Source organism: Bacillus sp. cl95 (assembly GCF_900115925.1).
Taxonomy (GTDB): Bacteria; Bacillota; Bacilli; order Bacillales; family Cytobacillaceae; genus Neobacillus_A.
This window is the reverse complement of the sequence record NZ_FOYF01000002.1, coordinates 365,041-383,330: the sequence shown is the minus strand read 5'-3', so window position 1 is coordinate 383,330 and position 18,290 is coordinate 365,041. Positions and strand designations below refer to the sequence as shown.

Sequence of the window (18,290 nt, the reverse complement as noted above, 5' to 3'; positions counted from 1 at the left end):
GTAGCGAAATACATGGATTTTGTCAACTCTGTTAAAGCATGTCCCTCAGACTTTCCATTTGACTAAGAAATCTTTTGGACTTGAGATGAAGTCCAGAATATTCTTCGTAAAAGGCATCAATGACTTTCTTAATTTCGGCCTTCGTTTCCTTTTTAACAGATATATTTCCTAATCTTGAAAGATCGAAATAATAGAATAAGCGCAAAAGCTTTACAGAAGCTGGAGAAATCTTAAAATGATAGGGGTCTTTCTCCAAACATCTATGACAGATCAATCCACCTTCTCTCACAGAAAAGGAGAAATGTCCGTCTGCACTTCCACATACGGAACATTGATTCAAAACAGGATAATGACCAAGGACATTTAACATTTTTAATTCAAAAATATACATGAGTATATCGTGGTCGTATCCTTCGCTCATATAGTTCAAGGTTTGATGGAGCAATTCAAATAAATAGGGATTGGGCTTTTTTTCATCAGTACTCTTATCGAGCAATTCAACAATGTAACTGGCATAAGCAGTCAGGAAAATGTCTTCACGGATTCCTCGCAAAGAAGAAATCATTTCACCTTGCTGCATACTGCCAAGTCCGGTACTTCGCTGAATCAAAAAATAACCGTATGTAAAAAGCTGGGTGACAGCAGAGAGCCTGCTGTTAGGCTTTTTGGCGCCTCTTGCCATCGCCCCAACTTTCCCCCATTCCCGTGTATATATAGTTACTATCTTGTTAGTCTCACCATAATCCGTTGTCCTAATGACGATGCCCTCACATTTTTGAAGCATTCCTAGTCACCATCCATTTGCAACGGGACAAACTCATGAAACGGGAAAATCGAATTGCGCTAACTCTTCTTCCTGACCACCGGGTATTTCTTGATTCTCCTTCTCCATCTCTTTAAAGAGGAGATAAGTGTCAATGTTACCTGTTTGCTGAAAAACCTTCCAGGTAAAATCTAACATCGGAAACCCCACCTTTCAAATTTTCGAGTAGCATTACAATCTTCTAAATCCTTATAGTTATCATAGCCTGTCTTTTTAAAATCATAAGACGAAAAATTTGCTAATTCGTCCATGCATAAAACTTATTCCGAAGCAATAATTTAAATAGGTATTAATATTCATCCTCACGGAATCCAAAATCACGAAGTTGAGTACTTTTATTTCTCCAGTCTTTTTGAACTTTTACCCAAAGTTCCAAAAATACTTTTGAACCGAGTAAGTTTTCGATATCAACACGTGCACGCTTCCCAATTTCCTTCAGCATTGCACCTTGTTTTCCGATAACGATCCCTTTTTGCGAATCTCTTTCCACGATGACGGTAGCCATGACATTTACGATATCCTTGTCTTCGCGACGCTCCATTTTGTCAATAACCACTGCAAGAGAATGCGGAATTTCTTCTCTTGTCAAATGCAACGCTTTTTCTCTAATGAGCTCAGATACGATAAATCTCTCCGGGTGATCCGTTACCTGATCAGCTGGATAAAATTGTGGTCCTTCAGGCATATAAGACTTGATCTGCGATAACAACTTTTCAACGTTATTACCTTCTAACGCTGAAATTGGCACGACTTCCTTAAAAGGATAGCGCTCTTTGTATGACTCGATTACATTAAGCAGTGCGTCTGGGTGCACTTGATCAATCTTATTGATGACTAAGAAAATGGGCGTATTGACTGTTTGGAATTTTTCTAAGATAAACTCCTCACCGCGCCCGAATCCTTCTTCAGCATTTACCATGAACAAAACGAGATCCACTTCTTTAAGTGTATTTTGAGCAACTTTCATCATGAAATCACCAAGCTTATGCTTAGGCTTATGAATTCCCGGTGTGTCGATGAAAATAAGCTGTGCATCATCAGTTGTCAAAACGCCTTGAACTTTGTTTCGGGTCGTTTGAGGCTTATCACTCATAATAGCAATCTTCTGACCAATCACCCGATTTAGGAAAGTTGACTTCCCGACATTTGGTCTGCCTATAATTGAAATAAATCCTGATTTATGTTCTTTGTTTTCTATTCCATTATTTATCATTTAGATCCTCCGGTGAAAATGCTCCTGGCAATAATTCATCAACTGTTATTTCTAATACTTCCCCTTTTAAATTTGTCAAAACCACCTTCATGTCTTTAGGGCAAAGTTCTGAAATAACTTGACGACATGCTCCACATGGCGGAACCGGACGATCTGTATCTGCAACTACTACTAGTAAAGAAAAATCACGATCTCCTTCAGCATAGGCGTTAAATAAAGCCGTGCGTTCTGCACAATTTACCATTCCATAAGCAGCATTTTCAATGTTGCAGCCATGATACACTTTGCCTTCTCTTGTTAGTAATGATGCTCCTACTTTAAATTTAGAGTAGGGAACATAAGCTTTTTCTCTAGCTTCTTTTGCTTCTGCGATTAAATGTTTTACGTCCACAAACATTCTTCCTTTCAAAGGAAAGCTGCTGTTCCTTTATTTTAACTTAATTTTCTAAAAATTTCATCAATTGTCGCGAAATCGTAATAAAAAAGTTGAATGTGTTTAATAAGTTTCATTTTTCATACCATCTCGCTTCATCATAATATAGGAAATAAATAAAGTTTTCAAATCACTTTCTTAGAAGGTAGAGTTTATAAGGGAAATAAGTTTAGGCATAAAAATAATCAGCCCAATGATGACCGAGATAATCGCATACAAAAACACAGCCCCTGCGGCCATGTCTTTCGCTTGCTTCGCAAGTGGATGATATTCCTTAGTAACCATATCCACTACTCTTTCCAATGCAGAATTCACCAATTCTAGAGCTAACATTCCACCAATGCATAAAATGATTAATACCCATTCAAGTGATGAAAGTGACAGCATAATAGAAATCGAAAGTGCAATAATGGAGAAGAATAAATGAATTCTCATATTCTTCTCCTCTTTGATTCCCTGTGTGATTCCCTCTATTGCAAACCCAAAAGATTTCATTAATTTCTGATTCCCTCTGCGCATGCTATCTTTTTAGTCCGTATTCGTCTAAGATTGCCTTCTGCAAAGAAAACATCTTCACTTCATCTTCTTTTGTTTCATGATCATAACCGAGCAGGTGTAAAAACCCATGAACAGCAAGAAATCCAAGTTCTCTTATGTAAGAGTGACCATATTCTTCCGCTTGTTCTTCTGCCTTAGCTGTAGAGATGATGATGTCACCAAGCAAACGAGGCATAACCACACCTTTTAATTGAATTTCACCTTCACCCATTTCTTCCATTGCAAAAGAAATGACATCCGTTGGGGCATCTTTACTGCGGTACTCACGGTTGATTTCTTGAATTCTATCGTTGGTCACAAATGTTACCGAAACTTCTGAACCTGGTTCAATGTTTTCTTTTGCAGCTGCAAAATCGAGTATTTTCTGAAGTTCCTCTAAATCTTCCTCAGGTACTTGTTCTGTTTCATCTAAAAAATCGATTACTAAACTCATGCTTGCTTCACCTTCTGTTTTGTAGTTTCTGGATATTCAATTCTAGAGTGAAAGATACCTTTTAATGTCTCACACAACGTATGGGCGACAACTTGAAGTTCCTTTAATGTCAAATCACATTCATTGAACTGACCATCCTGAAGCCTGTCAGAAATAATGGAATGGACTAACGACTCTATTTGCTCTGGAGTAGGCTGTGACATGGAACGGACAGCCGCTTCCACACTATCCGCAATCCCAATAATGGCGATTTCCTTTGTCTGCGCTTTTGGACCAGCATACCTGAAATCACTTTCTTGAATATCGGAACCATCTTTTTTTGCTTTATGGTAGAAATATTTTAATAAGGTGGTTCCATGATGCTGCTCCGCAATCTCGACGATTTCCCTTGGCATGCGCTCTTTTCTCAGCATATCAGCTCCATCGGTCGCATGTGCCATTATTATATCTGCGCTTTTTTCCGGAGGCAAGCGGTCATGGGGATTTTCAATATTCATTTGATTTTCAATGAAAAATTGCGGTCGTTTCGTTTTCCCTATATCGTGATAATAGCATCCTACTCTCGCTAAAAGCCCGTTAGCTCCAATTGCTTCGCAAGCTGATTCAGCCAAGTTGGCAACCATAACACTATGATGATAGGTTCCTGGTGTTTCCGTCAGGATTTTTCTTAAAAGTGGGTGATTCGGATTTGATAATTCAATCAGTTTCATTGTTGAAAGAATACCGAAGCTGGCCTCTAAAAACGGCAACATACCAATCGTCAATACCGCAGAAACAATGCCTGATGCAAGGGCAATAAGAATGAAGAAGCCATACTCAAGGCTATTATGTTGTCCATTTCTAATAAAGACTAATGACAGGATCACCATAATATTAATTGACGCTGCAAATAAACCTGCTTGGAGTATTTGCGATCTTTGATTTCTGACCCCAAGGAAAAGGACTCCTGCCACACCGCTGCATAATATGTAGATTCCTACAGTGGTATTCAACGTACCTGTCATACCATCATTAAAAATGATACTTCCACAAATGGCCAATATCAGCGTTAATAAGAATGCCAGCTTTTCATCAACTAAAATTTTGATTAGCATCGCGCCCATGGCTGCTGGGAACAAATATCCGATTTCCGCATATCCGAATTGTTGAAATAAACTCACCAATTTCATCATCAAGATAGAAATAAGAAATATCAAACCGAATAGGAGCAAATTGGTTTGTTTTTGATATGGCTTGATTTTCAAATCATGGAAATAGTAATAAATTGCAGATAGAAAAATCCCAATAATGACGAGCAAGCCTAAATACGGCTTAATTGATTTTTCATTGTCTAGTAAACCTACAAGTCGCAACTGTCTATATATCTCTGGACTTATGAGCGTTCCTTCCTCAACGATTATTTGACCTTGAAGTATCTTTACAGGTTCAACACTTTCTGCCGCTTGTTGCCTCAATTCTGCTGTAGCATTTGGATCATAAAATTCATTTTGTACAACGGCAAATCTTCCCAATTCAATGACAGAACTTTTCAAATTCATATCCAAGCTTGTATATTTCAGTTCTTCTTCAACTGACTTTTTTGCATTTTCTACTGAATCAGATGAAATTCTCTTGCTCATTACTTGATTGATGGCTGTGACAGTTAAATCTTTTGCAATTGACAAATCGTTAATATCAGCTTGTACAAGCGAGGTAAAAACCGATTCACTTAGTTCTTTCGTAACTTCACCTGTCAACTTTGCTTTTAATCGCTCCACTTTCTCCTTTAAGGTCGGTTCCTGCCAAACAGCGGCATCCTCACCTTCTACTTTTTGTTTATCGGCTTCCGCTTTTTCTTGGCGAATTTCAGTTCCGACTTCAACGGCTGAATCGAAAATCGAACTGACTAAATCCACCCGATTTTGAGTGTATTCATTTTTCTTTATGTAGACATCCTTTACTTGTTCAACCGCTTCCAATCTTTTCTTCTCAGTACTTTTAACATCTTCAACAGTACCTGGTGAACGTATTGTTTTATCTGACACCGAGAAAAGTGTTAACTCGAGCTTTTCAGGTTTTACATTGCTGTACATGGAGGCATAAAGAACTACCGCTATAAAAATAAAAAAGAGTACGCGGAAAAATGTGATATCCAAAAGGTTGCGCATCTTCATAAATTGCTGTTGCAGCTTTTCCAAACTTACCGCTCCAATCATGGCATAATTGTTCAACCAGAAACAGTCACTTCTAATATGTGACTGGATTTATTCAAGTGAACCTTAGTAAAATCATAACAGTTTTGCAAGCAAGTTTCATTAAACAAATTGAAAATAAGAAAAAGACTGCTCTTAATAGAACAGTCTCACCCCTCATGCTTTTCATAGGCTTCAATAATCTTCCCAACAAGCGGATGTCTGACAACATCACTTTGTTCAAGGTGGATGAACGAAATGCCCTTCACTTCATTTAAAGTGCTCTCAGCCACGATTAGTCCTGATTTTACTCCTTTAGGTAAATCAACCTGAGTGCGGTCACCTGTAATGATCATTTTTGAGCCAAAGCCCAATCTTGTTAAAAACATTTTCATTTGAGCATGTGTAGTGTTTTGAGCTTCATCAAGGATGACAAAAGCTTCATCTAATGTACGTCCCCTCATATATGCCAAAGGAGCAATTTCAATCGTTCCTCGTTCAATCATCCTTACCGTATGCTCAACACCTAGAATATCATGCAAAGCATCGTATAGCGGTCGCAAATACGGATCGACCTTTTCTTTAAGATCGCCTGGAAGGAAACCGAGACTTTCTCCTGCTTCAACGGCAGGGCGAGTTAAAATGATTTTTTTGATATCCCCAGTCTTTAAAGCATTGACTGCCATAACTACTGCTAAATACGTTTTACCAGTTCCGGCAGGTCCTATCCCAAAGACTAAATCATTCTTTTTAATCGCATTGATATAATAGCGTTGCCCTAATGTTTTTACTCGTATTGATTTGCCTTTTGCGTTTTTAGTAATTTCCTCTTCATATAGGTCCTGAAAATAATCCAAAGTCCCTTTTTCGGACATTTGAATCGCATATTTTACATCTCTTAGACTAATATTTACGCCCCTACGGATTACCAAAAGCAATTTGTCCAAAATTTTGCCTGCCAATTCGACTTTCTCCGAATCACCAGAGATGCTTACTGCTCCTCCACGAGTAACTATTGACACGAGAAGTTCTTGCTCAATCATTTTTAAATTTGCATCTGAGTTTCCGAAAAGTGATATTGCTTCATTTGGATTTTCTAGATGTAAGTTGAGTGTTGTTAGCTTTTCTGTCATTCATTCGTCTCCTTGAACTATAGGTTGCCCTTCAGCTATATTTTCAATGATTTGAAAATGAACCGTTAACTTAACTTTACCATTATCAAATACTCGCTGTAAAATTTTATCATCTTTTATGATAGCCTCTTCAGATAATTGCTTTTTTATATCATTTCTAGCCATCTCCCTGGCTATACCGATTGCTTCTTCTTTAGAATAACTGCGGGTGACATCCTCCCGTTCCCTTATGGTCTTGTGTACATATGCGATTGGAAGTTCCCATTTCATAAATTTAATCTTCTTCACATTAACTTCTTCTTTGTATTTGGCAAATTGATGGTCACCAAATCCCCAAATTGGTATGCTCCAATCTCCTATTAAAATGGCGTGTTTCCTTTTTTCTTTTCCGCTATATACACTGAAAGTTGAATTAAGAGGCAGTTCCACGTAGGTTTTGTACCAGGTTTCTCCCAGGACTTCTGCTTTTGATGCTACCACCTCCATTTGTCCTTCTTTACCCATTAGACCAGAAACCAATAACTGTCCTTTTTGCACAAAATCATGCACTTTGACAACAGGCTGCCCTTTTTCAACAAATAAGTTCACTATAACTGCTTCTTTCTTAGCGACCAAATTCCTCGGTGTTAATAATTCTGGTTGTTTTGGCTGGTTCTTTTCGACGACTTGAAAATGAAAGGTTGTCCCTTGGAGTTCCACACCAACCCATGTAAGTTCTTCTATGTTGTTCGTTAATTTTCTTTGAATGGATTCCACATCATCTATAAAAAATTGAACACTGCCTATCTTTACTCCCATCTTGTCCAATTCTTTGCGAATTTGATACTCCGTTGCGGGCTTTGCCCCTTTGATTTCAATTCCCCATACAACATTGGAAAGTAAAATAATAATACTTAAAAATGCGATGGCCCCTATTAAGAATCCGCTATTCTTCAAAAGTCGCTTCATGAGGAATGGAGCTCCATCGCGCTTTAGAAACTCCACTTTACACTCACTTTTCCTTACAATGCCTCGCAATACTTTAATATCCTGAAGCCGCATGTTGAAAACAACCGCCTCAGGACCATATCTCTTCACATTCCAGATATTAAGACCTTCTCTGGTAATATTGTTTATGAATCGTTCACAACCTTTCCCCTTTGCTTTTACAGTTACGGTACCGTTAAAGAATTCAATCCACTGGTTCTTCATATGTGTCCCCCTGAATTATTCGTTTAAATAAATGACTTGATCGATTTTCCCTTCAAGTAATATTTCCTCGGGCAAAATGGTTTTGATTACAAACGCTTTTCCCTTTATGAGTAATTGCCCTTGTTTTAAGAGCAAGCGTAATTCCCTGTCACTAAATGCCAACAATCCTTTATGATTCTCAATGTATACATGGATTTGTCCAACCATTGTTATTCGGGGTAAATCCATCATGACATCTTGAGGAAGATCCATTTTATCTGTCATCCAGTTCCGAACCCTCAGACCCCATTTTTTTGACATAAAAAAAGAACCCCCTTTCATCTCATGTTTATGAAATAAAAGGGGATTCTAGCACTGAATTATAAAGAAAAGCGGAGAGTGGCTGCTTATCGGCGACAAGTCTCCCGAGCCGATGCCACTCGTAGCTAGACAAATAGAAAAGCGGAATGCACTATTCATAGAAATCCAAAGGCCACAAGCTTTCGCTTGTGGCCCCGATGTTAGATTTATGAAAGGTGTTGTTGTACAAGTTTATTTACGAGTGAACCGTCTGCTTTACCTTTAACCTTCGGCATGATCGCAGCCATCACTTTTCCCATATCCGCTTTTGAAATTGCACCCGTTTCAGCCACCGCAGTTTTTACGATGTCTGACAGCTCCTCTTCAGAAAGCTGTGCCGGTAAGTACAGTTCGACAACAGTCAACTCTGCACGCAACTTTTCCACAAGGTCTGCACGACCTGCTTTATCAAATTCATGGAGGGAGTCTTTGCGTTGTTTTAATTCACGAGAAAGGACCGTTAACTCGTCCTCTTCGGATAGTTCTCGATTGCCGAGCTTGATCGCTTCGTTTTGCAATGAGGACTTGATCATCCGAATAACAGAGAGTTTGTCTTTTTCCTTGTTTTTCATCGCTTGTTTCATATCATTATTTAAACGCTCGAGAAGACTCAATTAATTCCACCCTCTCTTAGAACTTACGTTTTCTTGCAGCTTCTGACTTTTTCTTACGCTTCACACTTGGCTTTTCGTAGAATTCGTGCTTTCTAGCTTCTTGCAATGTACCAGTTTTAGAAACTGTACGTTTAAAGCGACGAAGAGCATCTTCAAGCGATTCGTTTTTACGAACGACGGTTTTAGACATTCTCTTTCCCTCCCTCCGAACACAACACACTAACATTGCAATTATAATATAACCTTTAAACAAGGTCAACTGTATTTACAACATGTTAAGCTATGTTTTCAGACTTTCGACGAAAAGATTCAATTTGCAGCTACTTTTTCTGTCATGTCCTTGTATCTTGTCCCATAAAATACAAGGAAGGAGTGAATAAAATGCTGCATATCCTATTATTTGCAATTTGTATTAGTTTATTTATTTTCGGAATGACCATTATTAGGATAGGGCTATTCAACTTATCCGGTAACAAGTTGAAACAGTGGTTAATGAAGTTAACGAGGACACCACTAAAAGGGATGCTAACTGGAACGGCGGTTACAGCGCTCCTGCAGAGCAGTTCTTCTGTCATGGTCATTACGATCGGACTCATTTCAGCTAAGATTCTTACATTTCCACAATCAATCGGAATCATTCTTGGAACTAATATTGGAACCACCTTTAAGACGGAACTCATTACTTTTAATTTGGACATGGTACTCGTTCCTTTTGCCATTATTGGTGCAACTTTTTTTCTCATCAATAACAGAAAAATAAGAAGTATCGGTATGCTTATTTTTGGTATTGCAGCTGTTTTTACAGCTATGAAAGGTTTTGAACAGCTTGCCAAGCCTCTCACCGAAATTCCTTTTATTCACGATACATTACTTTCTTTAAATGAAAGCATATTATTGAGTGTCATATTAGGAGCTATCATGACTTCCATCATTCAATCGAGTACCGCGATGACAGGCATAACGATGGGTTTTTTAACAGCAGGTCTGTTAAACATGGAAGCAGGAATTGCCGTCATGCTAGGCGCAAATATCGGTACGTGTATTACAGCACTCATTGCATCGATTGGTAGCGGTTTAGAAGCAAGACTTGCCGCTTATGCTCATATTTGGCTAAATGTTGCCGGTGTTCTTCTATTCATCCCTCTTATCCCAATACTCTCTTCCGTCGCTCCTTATTTAGCAGAGGGGCAAGATATTCAACTTGCACATATTAGTGTTATTTTCAATGTGAGTACCTCATTAGTTGCTTTACCGTTTGCGAATCAATTAGGAAGATTCATTTTGAATCTACATAAAAAATAGCACGGAGAGAGAATTCTCCGTGCTTTTCTTTATACCACAGCTTCAGCGATAACCTTATCTTCAACAACTCTTACAAATTGGCCTTCATTATAAGGATATCCAGCTTTAGATATTTTTACCTTAACAATTTTTCCAATCATCTCTTCTGTACCAGGAAATACTACTTTTAGGTAGTTATCCGTATAGCCTTCGATCAAACCACTTTCAGGATCTTGTTTATAGCGATCTTCAGGGATGACTTCCAACACTTCCCCCTCAAATTGGGAAGCATATTCTTTAGCAAGTTGGTCAGATAGAGCTATTAAACGATGTACTCTTTCATTCTTCACTTCTTCATCCACTTGATCTTCCATACGCGCAGCAGGCGTTCCTGTACGTTTTGAGTAAGGGAATACGTGAAGTTCTGAGAATTGATGTTTTTGAATAAAATCATATGTTTCCATGAATTCTTCTTCTGTCTCACCTGGGAATCCTACGATTACATCAGAAGTGACCGCTAATCCTGGCAACACTTCTTTTAGGCGATCCAGTCTTTCTCCGAAAAATTCCATTGTGTATTTACGTCGCATTCTCTTTAGGACAGTATTCGATCCTGATTGAAGTGGAATGTGCAAATGTCTTACAATCATATTTGATTGGTCAATGACCTCAATGACTTCATCTGTAATTTGACTCGCTTCAATAGAAGAAATTCGCAGTCTCTCAAGTCCTTTCACTTGCGCTTCTAAGTCTCGCAAAAGACCTGCTAAATTGTAATCCTTCATATCTTCGCCATAGCCGCCTGTATGGATACCAGTAAGGACAATTTCCTTATAACCTGCATCCACAAGCTGTTGAGCCTGACGAATAACTTCCTGAGGATCTCGAGAACGCATTAGCCCACGAGCCCAAGGGATGATACAAAATGTACAGAAATTATTACAGCCTTCCTGAATCTTTAAGGAAGCCCTTGTTCTATCTGTAAATGCAGGAACGTCCAATTCTTCATAGACACGATTTTTCATGATGTTCTTAACTGCATTAATTGGCTGTCTCTCTTGCTTATATTGTTCAATATATTCAAGCATTTTCACGCGATCTTGAGTCCCTACGACGATATCGACTCCTGGAATTGCCATGATTTCTGCAGGAGATGTTTGAGCATAACAGCCTGTTACGCAAATGACGGCATCAGGATTTTTCCTAACCGCACGTCTTATAACCTGACGACTTTTCTTATCACCTGTATTGGTCACAGTACATGTATTAATGATATAGACATCTGATGTTGATTCAAAATCAACTCGGTCATAGCCTTCTTCCTTAAATAACTGCCAGATTGCTTCAGTTTCATAGTGGTTCACTTTGCATCCTAAAGTATGAAACGCGACTGTTGGCATGTAAACTCACCTCATCAATTCAAAATGATAGGAAACAGCAGATAATGCATACAATGGTGCTGTTTCAGTTCTTAATATACGGGGACCAAGACCGCAAATGCGGAAACCCGTTTCTTTTAACTTAGAGATTTCTCCCTCCGCTAATCCGCCTTCTGGACCGAAAACAATTAACAGAGAATCTCCCGTTTGCATCGTGTCAAAAACGGAATTCAACACAGAGGTTTCCCCTGTTTTCGCTTCTTCTTCGTAAGCGACAATTTTATGCGTGTAATGAACACTTTTGTCTAAAAGTTGCTTAAAACTGCAAGGACTTTCAACCTTAGGAACATAGTTACGATGGGACTGTTCCGCGGCCTCCTTACAAATCTTCTGCCAACGCTCTATCTTTTTAGAAGATTTTTTTTCATCCCATTTCACAACCGAGCGAGCTGCAGCAAAAGGGACAAACTCAAAAGCTCCAAGCTCTGTACCTTTTTGAAGGATCAGTTCCAGCTTGTCCCCTTTAGGCAGTCCACTCGCGATAGAAACTTTAATTGGCAACTCCGAACTCTCTTCTAACCATTGTACATTGTTTACAACAATACTTGCATCGGTAAATTCTGCAATCGAACAAACTGCGCTCTGCTCTTGTGAGTCAACACAAATAATTTGATCTCCCACCTTCATGCGCATTACCTTTTCAATATGGTGACGATCGTCACCTTTTATAAAAATTTGTTCATCACCTAAATTACCATCTACAAAATAGCGTTGCACCTTGTACACCTTCTTTCCATTATTCAGTACCTTCACTACAAAACAGTTAAAAGAAGGGACAAAGCTCTAATTAGCCGCCCCTTCCCCACACTATTTTTTCTTTGCAATAATAGCTACCCAATCTTCCATTTGAACAGTTTCTGCGATTTCGAAGCCTGATTTCACCATTGCATCTTTTACAAGATCCTTTTTTTGTTGGATGATACCGGAAGCAATGAAATAGCCATCATTTTTAAGAACATGGTGAACATCATCCGTAAAACGGATAATGACCTCTGCCAGAATATTAGCAACGACGACATCGGCAGTAGCTGTTTCAACACCGTCCAAAAGGTTGTTTTGGGAAACATGAACGACTTCATTCACTTTGTTCAACTTTGTATTGAGTTTTGCAGTCGTAACAGCAATTTCATCCAGATCCAACGCATTGACATGGCTAGCTCCAAGTAAAGCAGCGGCTATACTTAAAACACCTGAGCCCGTACCAACGTCTACTACCTTATCGCCACTCTTAACTGTTCTTTCTAATGCTTGGATACACATAACTGTTGTCGGATGTGTTCCAGTACCAAACGCCATTCCAGGATCAAGCTCAATAATCAATTCATCGCTATTCACAGGTGTATAGTCTTCCCAAGTTGGAACAATCGTGAATTTCTCTGAAATTTTAACTGGATTATAGTACTTTTTCCAAGCAGTTGCCCATTCCTCTTCATTCACTTCACTAATCGTTACTTTGTTTTTACCAATATCAATATTGTGAATGATGAGGTTGTTAATCGCTTCCTTAATAGCATCCACCGTTTCACCTAAGAAGCTATTTACTGGAACATACGCTTTAATAATAACGCCTTCCTCAGGATAATCTCCAGGATTGAGTTGGTAGATTTCACCAAACTGATCTTCCCTCTCCTTTATTAAATCGAAGGGATCTTCGATAACTACTCCACTCGCACCCGCTTCGTGTAAAATATGCGAGATAGGTTCAATCGCCTCGTTTGTTGTATGAATGCTGATTTCAGACCATTTCATTATCTACCAACTCCAATCCTTACTCACCTTTTAAGGCTCTTTTTACTTTAGAGAAAAAACTTTTTTCCTGATCACCAATCGGTGCATCACCGCTTATTTCAGCAAATTCCTGAAGTAGTTGTTTTTGCTTTTCCGTTAGCTTTGTAGGTGTAACAATACGAACAAGAATATGTTGGTCACCAACACCGTATCCGCGAACGTTTGGAATACCTTTACCTTTTAATCTGAATTTAGTTCCTGTTTGAGTTCCTGCAGGCACTTTTAACTTCACTCTGCCATGCAATGTTGGAACTTCGATTTCATCACCAAGAGCGGCTTGAACAAAGTTGATTGGCATTTCGCAATAGACGTCATCACCATCACGCTCAAAGAACTCGTGCGATTTAACCTGGAAAACTACATATAGATCTCCTGATGGGCCACCGTTAATTCCTGGTTCACCTTGTCCTGAAACCCTCATTTGTTGACCTTCATCAATACCTGCAGGAATCTTCACATGAATCTTTCTGCGCTTTTTCACTTTACCAGTACCACTACAAGTTGAGCATTTATGCTTGATTTCCTTGCCTGTACCTCTGCAATAATGACAAGTTTGGCGATTGACTATTCTTCCAAACGGAGTTTGTTGTTCTACATTCAGCTGCCCACTACCTTGGCAATGGTTACAAGTATCCACCTTTGTTCCAGGTTTTGCCCCTGTCCCGCTACATGTATCACATGTTTCTTCACGTGGAATTTCAATATCTGCTTCCTTACCAAATGCCGCTTCCTCAAAAGAAACTGTCATTGTATATTGTAAGTCAGCCCCTTGTCTTGGAGCATTTGGATCACGGCGTCTGCCGCCTCCACCGCCACCGAAGAAGCTATTGAAGATATCCTCAAAGCCACCAAAGCCGCCTCCAAAATCTCCCCCGCCGAATCCACCAAAGCCTTGATTAGGATCAGTGTGTCCGAATTGATCGTAATGAGCCTTTTTCTGATCATCACTTAACGTTTCGTAAGCTTCTTTGACTTCTTTAAATTTATCAGCCGCATCCGGTTCTTTGTTGATATCTGGATGGAACTGTTTTGATAACTTTCGATATGCCTTTTTTATTTCATCCTTAGAAGCACCCTTGTTTAAACCAAGTACTTCATAGTAATCCCGTTTACTCATGATTACCACTCCCGAATCTTTCACATAAAGGTTATTGTAACACTGCAGTCTACTTTAAATCAATATACAATCCTTTGTCCCACTACATCGATAAAAGCTGTTCAAAGACGATATTCACAGAAAAAGTCAAAGTCCTCTTTGCTGACTTTGACTTTTCCCCATTTATCACAAATTACTTATCGTCATTAACTTCTTCAAACTCAGCATCTACGACATTGTCATCCTTAGGATTTGCTTGTCCTTCTGCTCCTTGTTGAGCTTGCTGCTGTTTTGCCGCTTCTTCATAAAGTTTAACTGTCAAGTTTTGAACGATTTCTTGAAGAGCATCCTTCTTTGTACGAATTTCTTCAATTTCGTTTTTCTCGATAGCTGCTTTCAACTCATCTTTAGCTTCGTTAGCTTTTGCAACTTCAGCTTCATCAACTTTACCTTCAAGATCTTTTAAAGTCTTTTCAGTTGTGAAAACGAGTTGATCCGCTTCGTTACGAAGTTCCACTTCTTCTTTAAGCTTCTTGTCAGCCTCAGCATTTTCTTCAGCTTCTCTTACCATGCGATCGATTTCTTCATCAGATAAACCAGTAGAAGACTTGATCGTAATCGTTTGTTCTTTGTTTGTACCAAGATCCTTCGCACGAACGTTAACAATACCGTTTTTGTCGATGTCGAATGACACTTCAATTTGCGGTACACCACGTGGTGCTGGGGGGATATCAGTAAGTTGGAATCTACCTAATGTTTTGTTAGCAGCTGCCATCGGGCGCTCACCTTGTAGAACATGGATGTCTACAGCAGTTTGGCTGTCTGCAGCTGTTGAGAATACTTGAGACTTAGATGTAGGAATTGTTGTATTACGGTCAATCAACTTCGTAAATACGCCACCCATTGTTTCGATACCTAGTGAAAGTGGAGTTACATCCAACAATACTACGTCTTTCACATCACCAGAAATAACGCCACCTTGGATTGCAGCACCCATTGCTACTACTTCATCCGGGTTAACACCGCGATGTGGTTCTTTACCTAATTCTTTCTTGATCGCTTCTTGAACAGCTGGAATACGTGTAGAACCACCAACAAGAATTACTTTATCAATTTCAGAAGCTGACATTCCAGCATCTTTAAGTGCTTGACGAGTAGGTCCCATTGTACGCTCTACAAGATCTGCAGACAATTCATCGAACTTCGCTCTAGATAAAGTAACATCAAGGTGAAGAGGTCCAGCTTCTCCAGCTGTGATGAATGGTAATGAGATTTGAGTAGAAGCTACACCTGATAAGTCTTTCTTTGCTTTTTCAGCTGCATCCTTTAAGCGTTGTAATGCCATCTTGTCTTTTCCAAGATCAATTCCATTGTCTTTTTTGAATTGTTCAACAAGGTAATCAATGATAACTTGGTCAAAGTCATCTCCACCAAGACGATTGTCACCAGCTGTTGACTTAACTTCAAACACTCCATCACCTAGTTCAAGGATAGAAACGTCGAATGTTCCGCCACCTAGGTCATAAACCAAGATTGTTTGATCTTCATCAGTTTTATCTAAACCGTATGCTAAAGCTGCAGCAGTTGGTTCGTTTATAATACGCTCAACTTCAAGACCAGCAATACGTCCAGCATCTTTAGTAGCTTGACGTTCTGCATCGTTGAAATAAGCAGGAACAGTGATTACTGCCTTTGTAACAGGCTCACCAAGGTAATCTTCAGCATAAGCCTTGATGTACTGAAGAATGATTGCAGATACTTCTTGAGGAGTATAATCTTTTCCTTCAGCTTCCACTTTAAAAGAAGTACCCATGTGACGCTTGATAGACATGATTGTGTTTGGATTTGTAATTGCTTGACGCTTCGCTACTTCCCCAACTTGACGCTCACCATTTTTGAAAGCAACAACAGATGGAGTTGTACGGTTTCCTTCAGGATTTGGGATTACTTTGGGTTCTCCGCCTTCAAGTACAGCTACACATGAGTTCGTTGTACCAAGGTCGATACCAATAATTTTACTCATAGCCTAATTCCTCCAATACTTAATATGTAAATTCTCGATTACTGACTCACTTTAACCATTGCTGGTCTAATTACGCGATCTTTCAACTGATACCCTTTTTGGAATTCCTCAATCACCGTGTTTGATGCGAAATTTTCATCTTCAACTTGCATTACTGCCTGATGTAGATACGGGTTGAATTCTTTCCCTACGGATTCGATGGCCTCGACACCTTCTTTTTTCAAAGCATCGATGAGACTGCGATAAACCATCTCCATCCCTTGTAATAAAGACTTCGTCTGTTCATTATCAGCTTCCATCTTTAATGCTCTTTCGAAATTATCGAGAGCAGGTAAAAGGTCTGTTACTACATTTTGAGCTTTATATTTCGCATTTGCTTCAGCTTCTAATTTCGTGCGTCGACGGAAATTATCAAAGTCAGCTTGAAGACGCAAATAGCGATTTTCAGATTCTTCCAGCTTCATTTCAAGTTCTTTTGTCTTATTTAAAAGCTCTTGTTCCTGAACATCAGAAGCAATATTTTCATTCGAATCAACTGTTGTTGTTTCCTCGAAGATTGTTTCAGCTTCTTCTGACTGGATATCCTCGCTTGTTGAATTTGTGATTTCTTCATGCAGGTTGTTATTTTCTTCTGCCAACTTACTCACCTCCCTCAAATGGTCGCAAGGAAATGAGGCGGAAAAATGTTCCGCCTTTCATAGCATTTCCGGCGTTAATTATTTTCGTAAAGCCGTGTTAGGACCGTAGACAAATCTTTACTAATTACATCAAGTAGACCAATAACTCTGGAGTATTCCATTCTCGTTGGACCGAGAATGGCAATAGTACCTAATTTCTCAGCACCTACTGAATACGTTGTAGTTATCAAACTGCAGTTCTCCATTGCACTGTTATTGTTTTCTCTGCCTATCTTCACGTTAATGCCAGTAGGGTTTTTACTAATTAATTCATAAACGCCTTCTTCTTGGTCCATCATCCTTAACAAATTCCTAATTTTATTAACATCATGGAACTCGGGCTGGCTTAACATATTTGTCTTGCCGCCAAAAAACAATTTTTCATTCGTAGGCATTTTGAATGTATCAGCAAGTGCATGCAGCATAATATCAAAATGTTGGATATGCTGTCGAAGGAGTGATGCCACTTCTCTAAAAATCTTGTCGTTTAAGTCTGTTAGCGGAACTCCTACGAGGCGCTCATTTAAGATATTAACAAGCTTTTCAAGTTCACCAACATCCATCGATGCAGGAAATTTGAACATACGATTATCCACATGCCCTGTATCTGTCACAATAATTGCAATAGCCGTATCAGTGTTAAGAGGTACAATTTGAATCTTCCGCAACTTATTGATACTTACGGCAGGACCAAGAACAATGGATGTATAATTCGTAAGTTCAGAAAGAATTTTCGCGGATTTTTGAACTATTTTTTCAAGTTCGTAAATCCTTTCTGCAAAAATGGACTTGATTGTATGGATATCATTCTTATCCAAGTTTTGTGGAGCAATTAGGTGATCCACATAATATCGGTACCCCTTCTCAGAAGGGACTCTTCCTGAAGAAGTATGCGTTTTTTCTATAAAACCTAATTCTTCGAGGTCTGCCATTTCATTTCTGATTGTGGCAGAGCTGAATGAAATTTCCTCTTTTTTCGACAGGCTTCTTGAGCCGACTGGTTGGGCAGATCGAATAAAGTCATCCACAATAACTTGAAGAATAAGCAATTGACGATCTGTTAACACGGTTCATCACC

At 39.1% G+C, this 18,290-nt stretch carries 20 protein-coding genes; 1 reads left to right on the top strand and 19 read right to left on the bottom strand.

The annotated features are described in order from the left end of the window. Positions 1-31: 31 nt before the first annotated feature. The 12 genes from recO to rpsU form a co-directional block, all read right to left on the bottom strand. A complete protein-coding gene (gene recO / locus BMZ31_RS07125) occupies positions 32-784 on the bottom strand; it encodes a DNA repair protein RecO (protein WP_090831035.1) in 753 nt (250 codons plus the stop codon). A gap of 33 nt (positions 785-817) precedes the next feature. Further along, the gene (locus BMZ31_RS07120; protein ID WP_090831034.1) at positions 818-961 is read right to left on the bottom strand and encodes a YqzL family protein; all 144 of its coding nucleotides are present in this window, start codon (positions 959-961) and stop codon (positions 818-820) included. Between the two features lie 151 nt (positions 962-1,112). Next, complete coding sequence (gene era / locus BMZ31_RS07115; protein WP_175478045.1) at positions 1,113-2,021, bottom strand: GTPase Era; 909 nt, start codon at positions 2,019-2,021, stop codon at positions 1,113-1,115. 4 nt (positions 2,022-2,025) lie between these two features. Beyond that, entirely contained in the window at positions 2,026-2,427 is a 402-nt protein-coding gene (locus tag BMZ31_RS07110) for a cytidine deaminase (RefSeq protein ID WP_090831032.1), read from the bottom strand. Positions 2,428-2,607: 180 nt separating this feature from the next. Next, the gene (locus BMZ31_RS07105) at positions 2,608-2,964 is read right to left on the bottom strand and encodes a diacylglycerol kinase family protein (RefSeq protein WP_368086636.1); all 357 of its coding nucleotides are present in this window, start codon (positions 2,962-2,964) and stop codon (positions 2,608-2,610) included. Positions 2,965-2,989: 25 nt separating this feature from the next. After that, entirely contained in the window at positions 2,990-3,460 is a 471-nt protein-coding gene (gene ybeY / locus BMZ31_RS07100; protein ID WP_090831030.1) for an rRNA maturation RNase YbeY, read from the bottom strand. Further along, on the bottom strand, positions 3,457-5,655 hold the full coding sequence (locus BMZ31_RS07095; RefSeq protein ID WP_254778650.1) for an HD family phosphohydrolase: 2,199 nt from the start codon (positions 5,653-5,655) through the stop codon (positions 3,457-3,459). Before BMZ31_RS07095 ends, ybeY begins: the two co-directional genes overlap by 4 nt. A gap of 146 nt (positions 5,656-5,801) precedes the next feature. Next, positions 5,802-6,764, bottom strand: coding sequence for a PhoH family protein (locus BMZ31_RS07090; RefSeq protein WP_090831028.1), 963 nt, complete (start codon positions 6,762-6,764; stop codon positions 5,802-5,804). Then, on the bottom strand, positions 6,765-7,955 hold the full coding sequence (yqfD, locus tag BMZ31_RS07085) for a sporulation protein YqfD (protein WP_090831027.1): 1,191 nt from the start codon (positions 7,953-7,955) through the stop codon (positions 6,765-6,767). It lies immediately after the preceding gene. A gap of 15 nt (positions 7,956-7,970) precedes the next feature. After that, positions 7,971-8,255, bottom strand: coding sequence for a sporulation protein YqfC (gene yqfC / locus BMZ31_RS07080; protein ID WP_090831026.1), 285 nt, complete (start codon positions 8,253-8,255; stop codon positions 7,971-7,973). Between the two features lie 206 nt (positions 8,256-8,461). Next, entirely contained in the window at positions 8,462-8,908 is a 447-nt protein-coding gene (locus BMZ31_RS07075) for a GatB/YqeY domain-containing protein (protein ID WP_090831025.1), read from the bottom strand. A gap of 16 nt (positions 8,909-8,924) precedes the next feature. Beyond that, on the bottom strand, positions 8,925-9,098 hold the full coding sequence (gene rpsU, locus BMZ31_RS07070; RefSeq protein ID WP_090831024.1) for a 30S ribosomal protein S21: 174 nt from the start codon (positions 9,096-9,098) through the stop codon (positions 8,925-8,927). 191 nt (positions 9,099-9,289) lie between these two features. Here rpsU and BMZ31_RS07065 point away from each other — a divergent pair, with 191 nt between their 5' ends. Beyond that, on the top strand, positions 9,290-10,210 hold the full coding sequence (locus tag BMZ31_RS07065) for a Na/Pi symporter (protein ID WP_090831023.1): 921 nt from the start codon (positions 9,290-9,292) through the stop codon (positions 10,208-10,210). Between the two features lie 29 nt (positions 10,211-10,239). Here the strand turns inward: BMZ31_RS07065 and mtaB are convergent, their stop codons facing one another. From mtaB to hrcA, 7 genes are all read right to left on the bottom strand, one after another. After that, on the bottom strand, positions 10,240-11,589 hold the full coding sequence (mtaB, locus tag BMZ31_RS07060; RefSeq protein WP_090831022.1) for a tRNA (N(6)-L-threonylcarbamoyladenosine(37)-C(2))-methylthiotransferase MtaB: 1,350 nt from the start codon (positions 11,587-11,589) through the stop codon (positions 10,240-10,242). A 6-nt stretch (positions 11,590-11,595) separates the two neighbouring features. Next, positions 11,596-12,345 (bottom strand): 16S rRNA (uracil(1498)-N(3))-methyltransferase, encoded by a 750-nt coding sequence (locus BMZ31_RS07055; RefSeq protein ID WP_090831021.1) that lies wholly within the window; start codon positions 12,343-12,345, stop codon positions 11,596-11,598. 90 nt (positions 12,346-12,435) lie between these two features. Beyond that, on the bottom strand, positions 12,436-13,377 hold the full coding sequence (gene prmA / locus BMZ31_RS07050) for a 50S ribosomal protein L11 methyltransferase (RefSeq protein WP_090831020.1): 942 nt from the start codon (positions 13,375-13,377) through the stop codon (positions 12,436-12,438). A 19-nt stretch (positions 13,378-13,396) separates the two neighbouring features. After that, positions 13,397-14,533 (bottom strand): molecular chaperone DnaJ, encoded by a 1,137-nt coding sequence (gene dnaJ, locus BMZ31_RS07045; RefSeq protein WP_090831019.1) that lies wholly within the window; start codon positions 14,531-14,533, stop codon positions 13,397-13,399. Positions 14,534-14,705: 172 nt separating this feature from the next. Continuing rightward, positions 14,706-16,535: a molecular chaperone DnaK gene (gene dnaK / locus BMZ31_RS07040; RefSeq protein WP_090831018.1), complete on the bottom strand. Its 1,830-nt coding sequence runs from the start codon at positions 16,533-16,535 to the stop codon at positions 14,706-14,708. Between the two features lie 38 nt (positions 16,536-16,573). After that, entirely contained in the window at positions 16,574-17,173 is a 600-nt protein-coding gene (gene grpE / locus BMZ31_RS07035) for a nucleotide exchange factor GrpE (RefSeq protein ID WP_090831017.1), read from the bottom strand. 74 nt (positions 17,174-17,247) lie between these two features. Next, positions 17,248-18,279, bottom strand: coding sequence for a heat-inducible transcriptional repressor HrcA (gene hrcA / locus BMZ31_RS07030; protein WP_090831016.1), 1,032 nt, complete (start codon positions 18,277-18,279; stop codon positions 17,248-17,250). Positions 18,280-18,290 lie beyond the last annotated feature (11 nt).

What these genes read in the sequence shown, in the direction of transcription:
- recO (WP_090831035.1), bottom strand. Translation starts at nt 784, where the DNA reads ATGCTTCAAAAATGTGAGGGCATCGTCATTAGGACAACGGATTATGGT.
- BMZ31_RS07120 (WP_090831034.1), bottom strand. Translation starts at nt 961, where the DNA reads ATGTTAGATTTTACCTGGAAGGTTTTTCAGCAAACAGGTAACATTGAC.
- BMZ31_RS07105 (WP_368086636.1), bottom strand. Translation starts at nt 2,964, where the DNA reads ATGAAATCTTTTGGGTTTGCAATAGAGGGAATCACACAGGGAATCAAA.
- ybeY (WP_090831030.1), bottom strand. Translation starts at nt 3,460, where the DNA reads ATGAGTTTAGTAATCGATTTTTTAGATGAAACAGAACAAGTACCTGAG.
- BMZ31_RS07095 (WP_254778650.1), bottom strand. Translation starts at nt 5,655, where the DNA reads ATGATTGGAGCGGTAAGTTTGGAAAAGCTGCAACAGCAATTTATGAAG.
- BMZ31_RS07090 (WP_090831028.1), bottom strand. Translation starts at nt 6,764, where the DNA reads ATGACAGAAAAGCTAACAACACTCAACTTACATCTAGAAAATCCAAAT.
- yqfD (WP_090831027.1), bottom strand. Translation starts at nt 7,955, where the DNA reads ATGAAGAACCAGTGGATTGAATTCTTTAACGGTACCGTAACTGTAAAA.
- yqfC (WP_090831026.1), bottom strand. Translation starts at nt 8,255, where the DNA reads ATGTCAAAAAAATGGGGTCTGAGGGTTCGGAACTGGATGACAGATAAA.
- rpsU (WP_090831024.1), bottom strand. Translation starts at nt 9,098, where the DNA reads ATGTCTAAAACCGTCGTTCGTAAAAACGAATCGCTTGAAGATGCTCTT.
- BMZ31_RS07065 (WP_090831023.1), top strand. Translation starts at nt 9,290, where the DNA reads ATGCTGCATATCCTATTATTTGCAATTTGTATTAGTTTATTTATTTTC.
- mtaB (WP_090831022.1), bottom strand. Translation starts at nt 11,589, where the DNA reads ATGCCAACAGTCGCGTTTCATACTTTAGGATGCAAAGTGAACCACTAT.
- prmA (WP_090831020.1), bottom strand. Translation starts at nt 13,377, where the DNA reads ATGAAATGGTCTGAAATCAGCATTCATACAACAAACGAGGCGATTGAA.
- dnaJ (WP_090831019.1), bottom strand. Translation starts at nt 14,533, where the DNA reads ATGAGTAAACGGGATTACTATGAAGTACTTGGTTTAAACAAGGGTGCT.
- dnaK (WP_090831018.1), bottom strand. Translation starts at nt 16,535, where the DNA reads ATGAGTAAAATTATTGGTATCGACCTTGGTACAACGAACTCATGTGTA.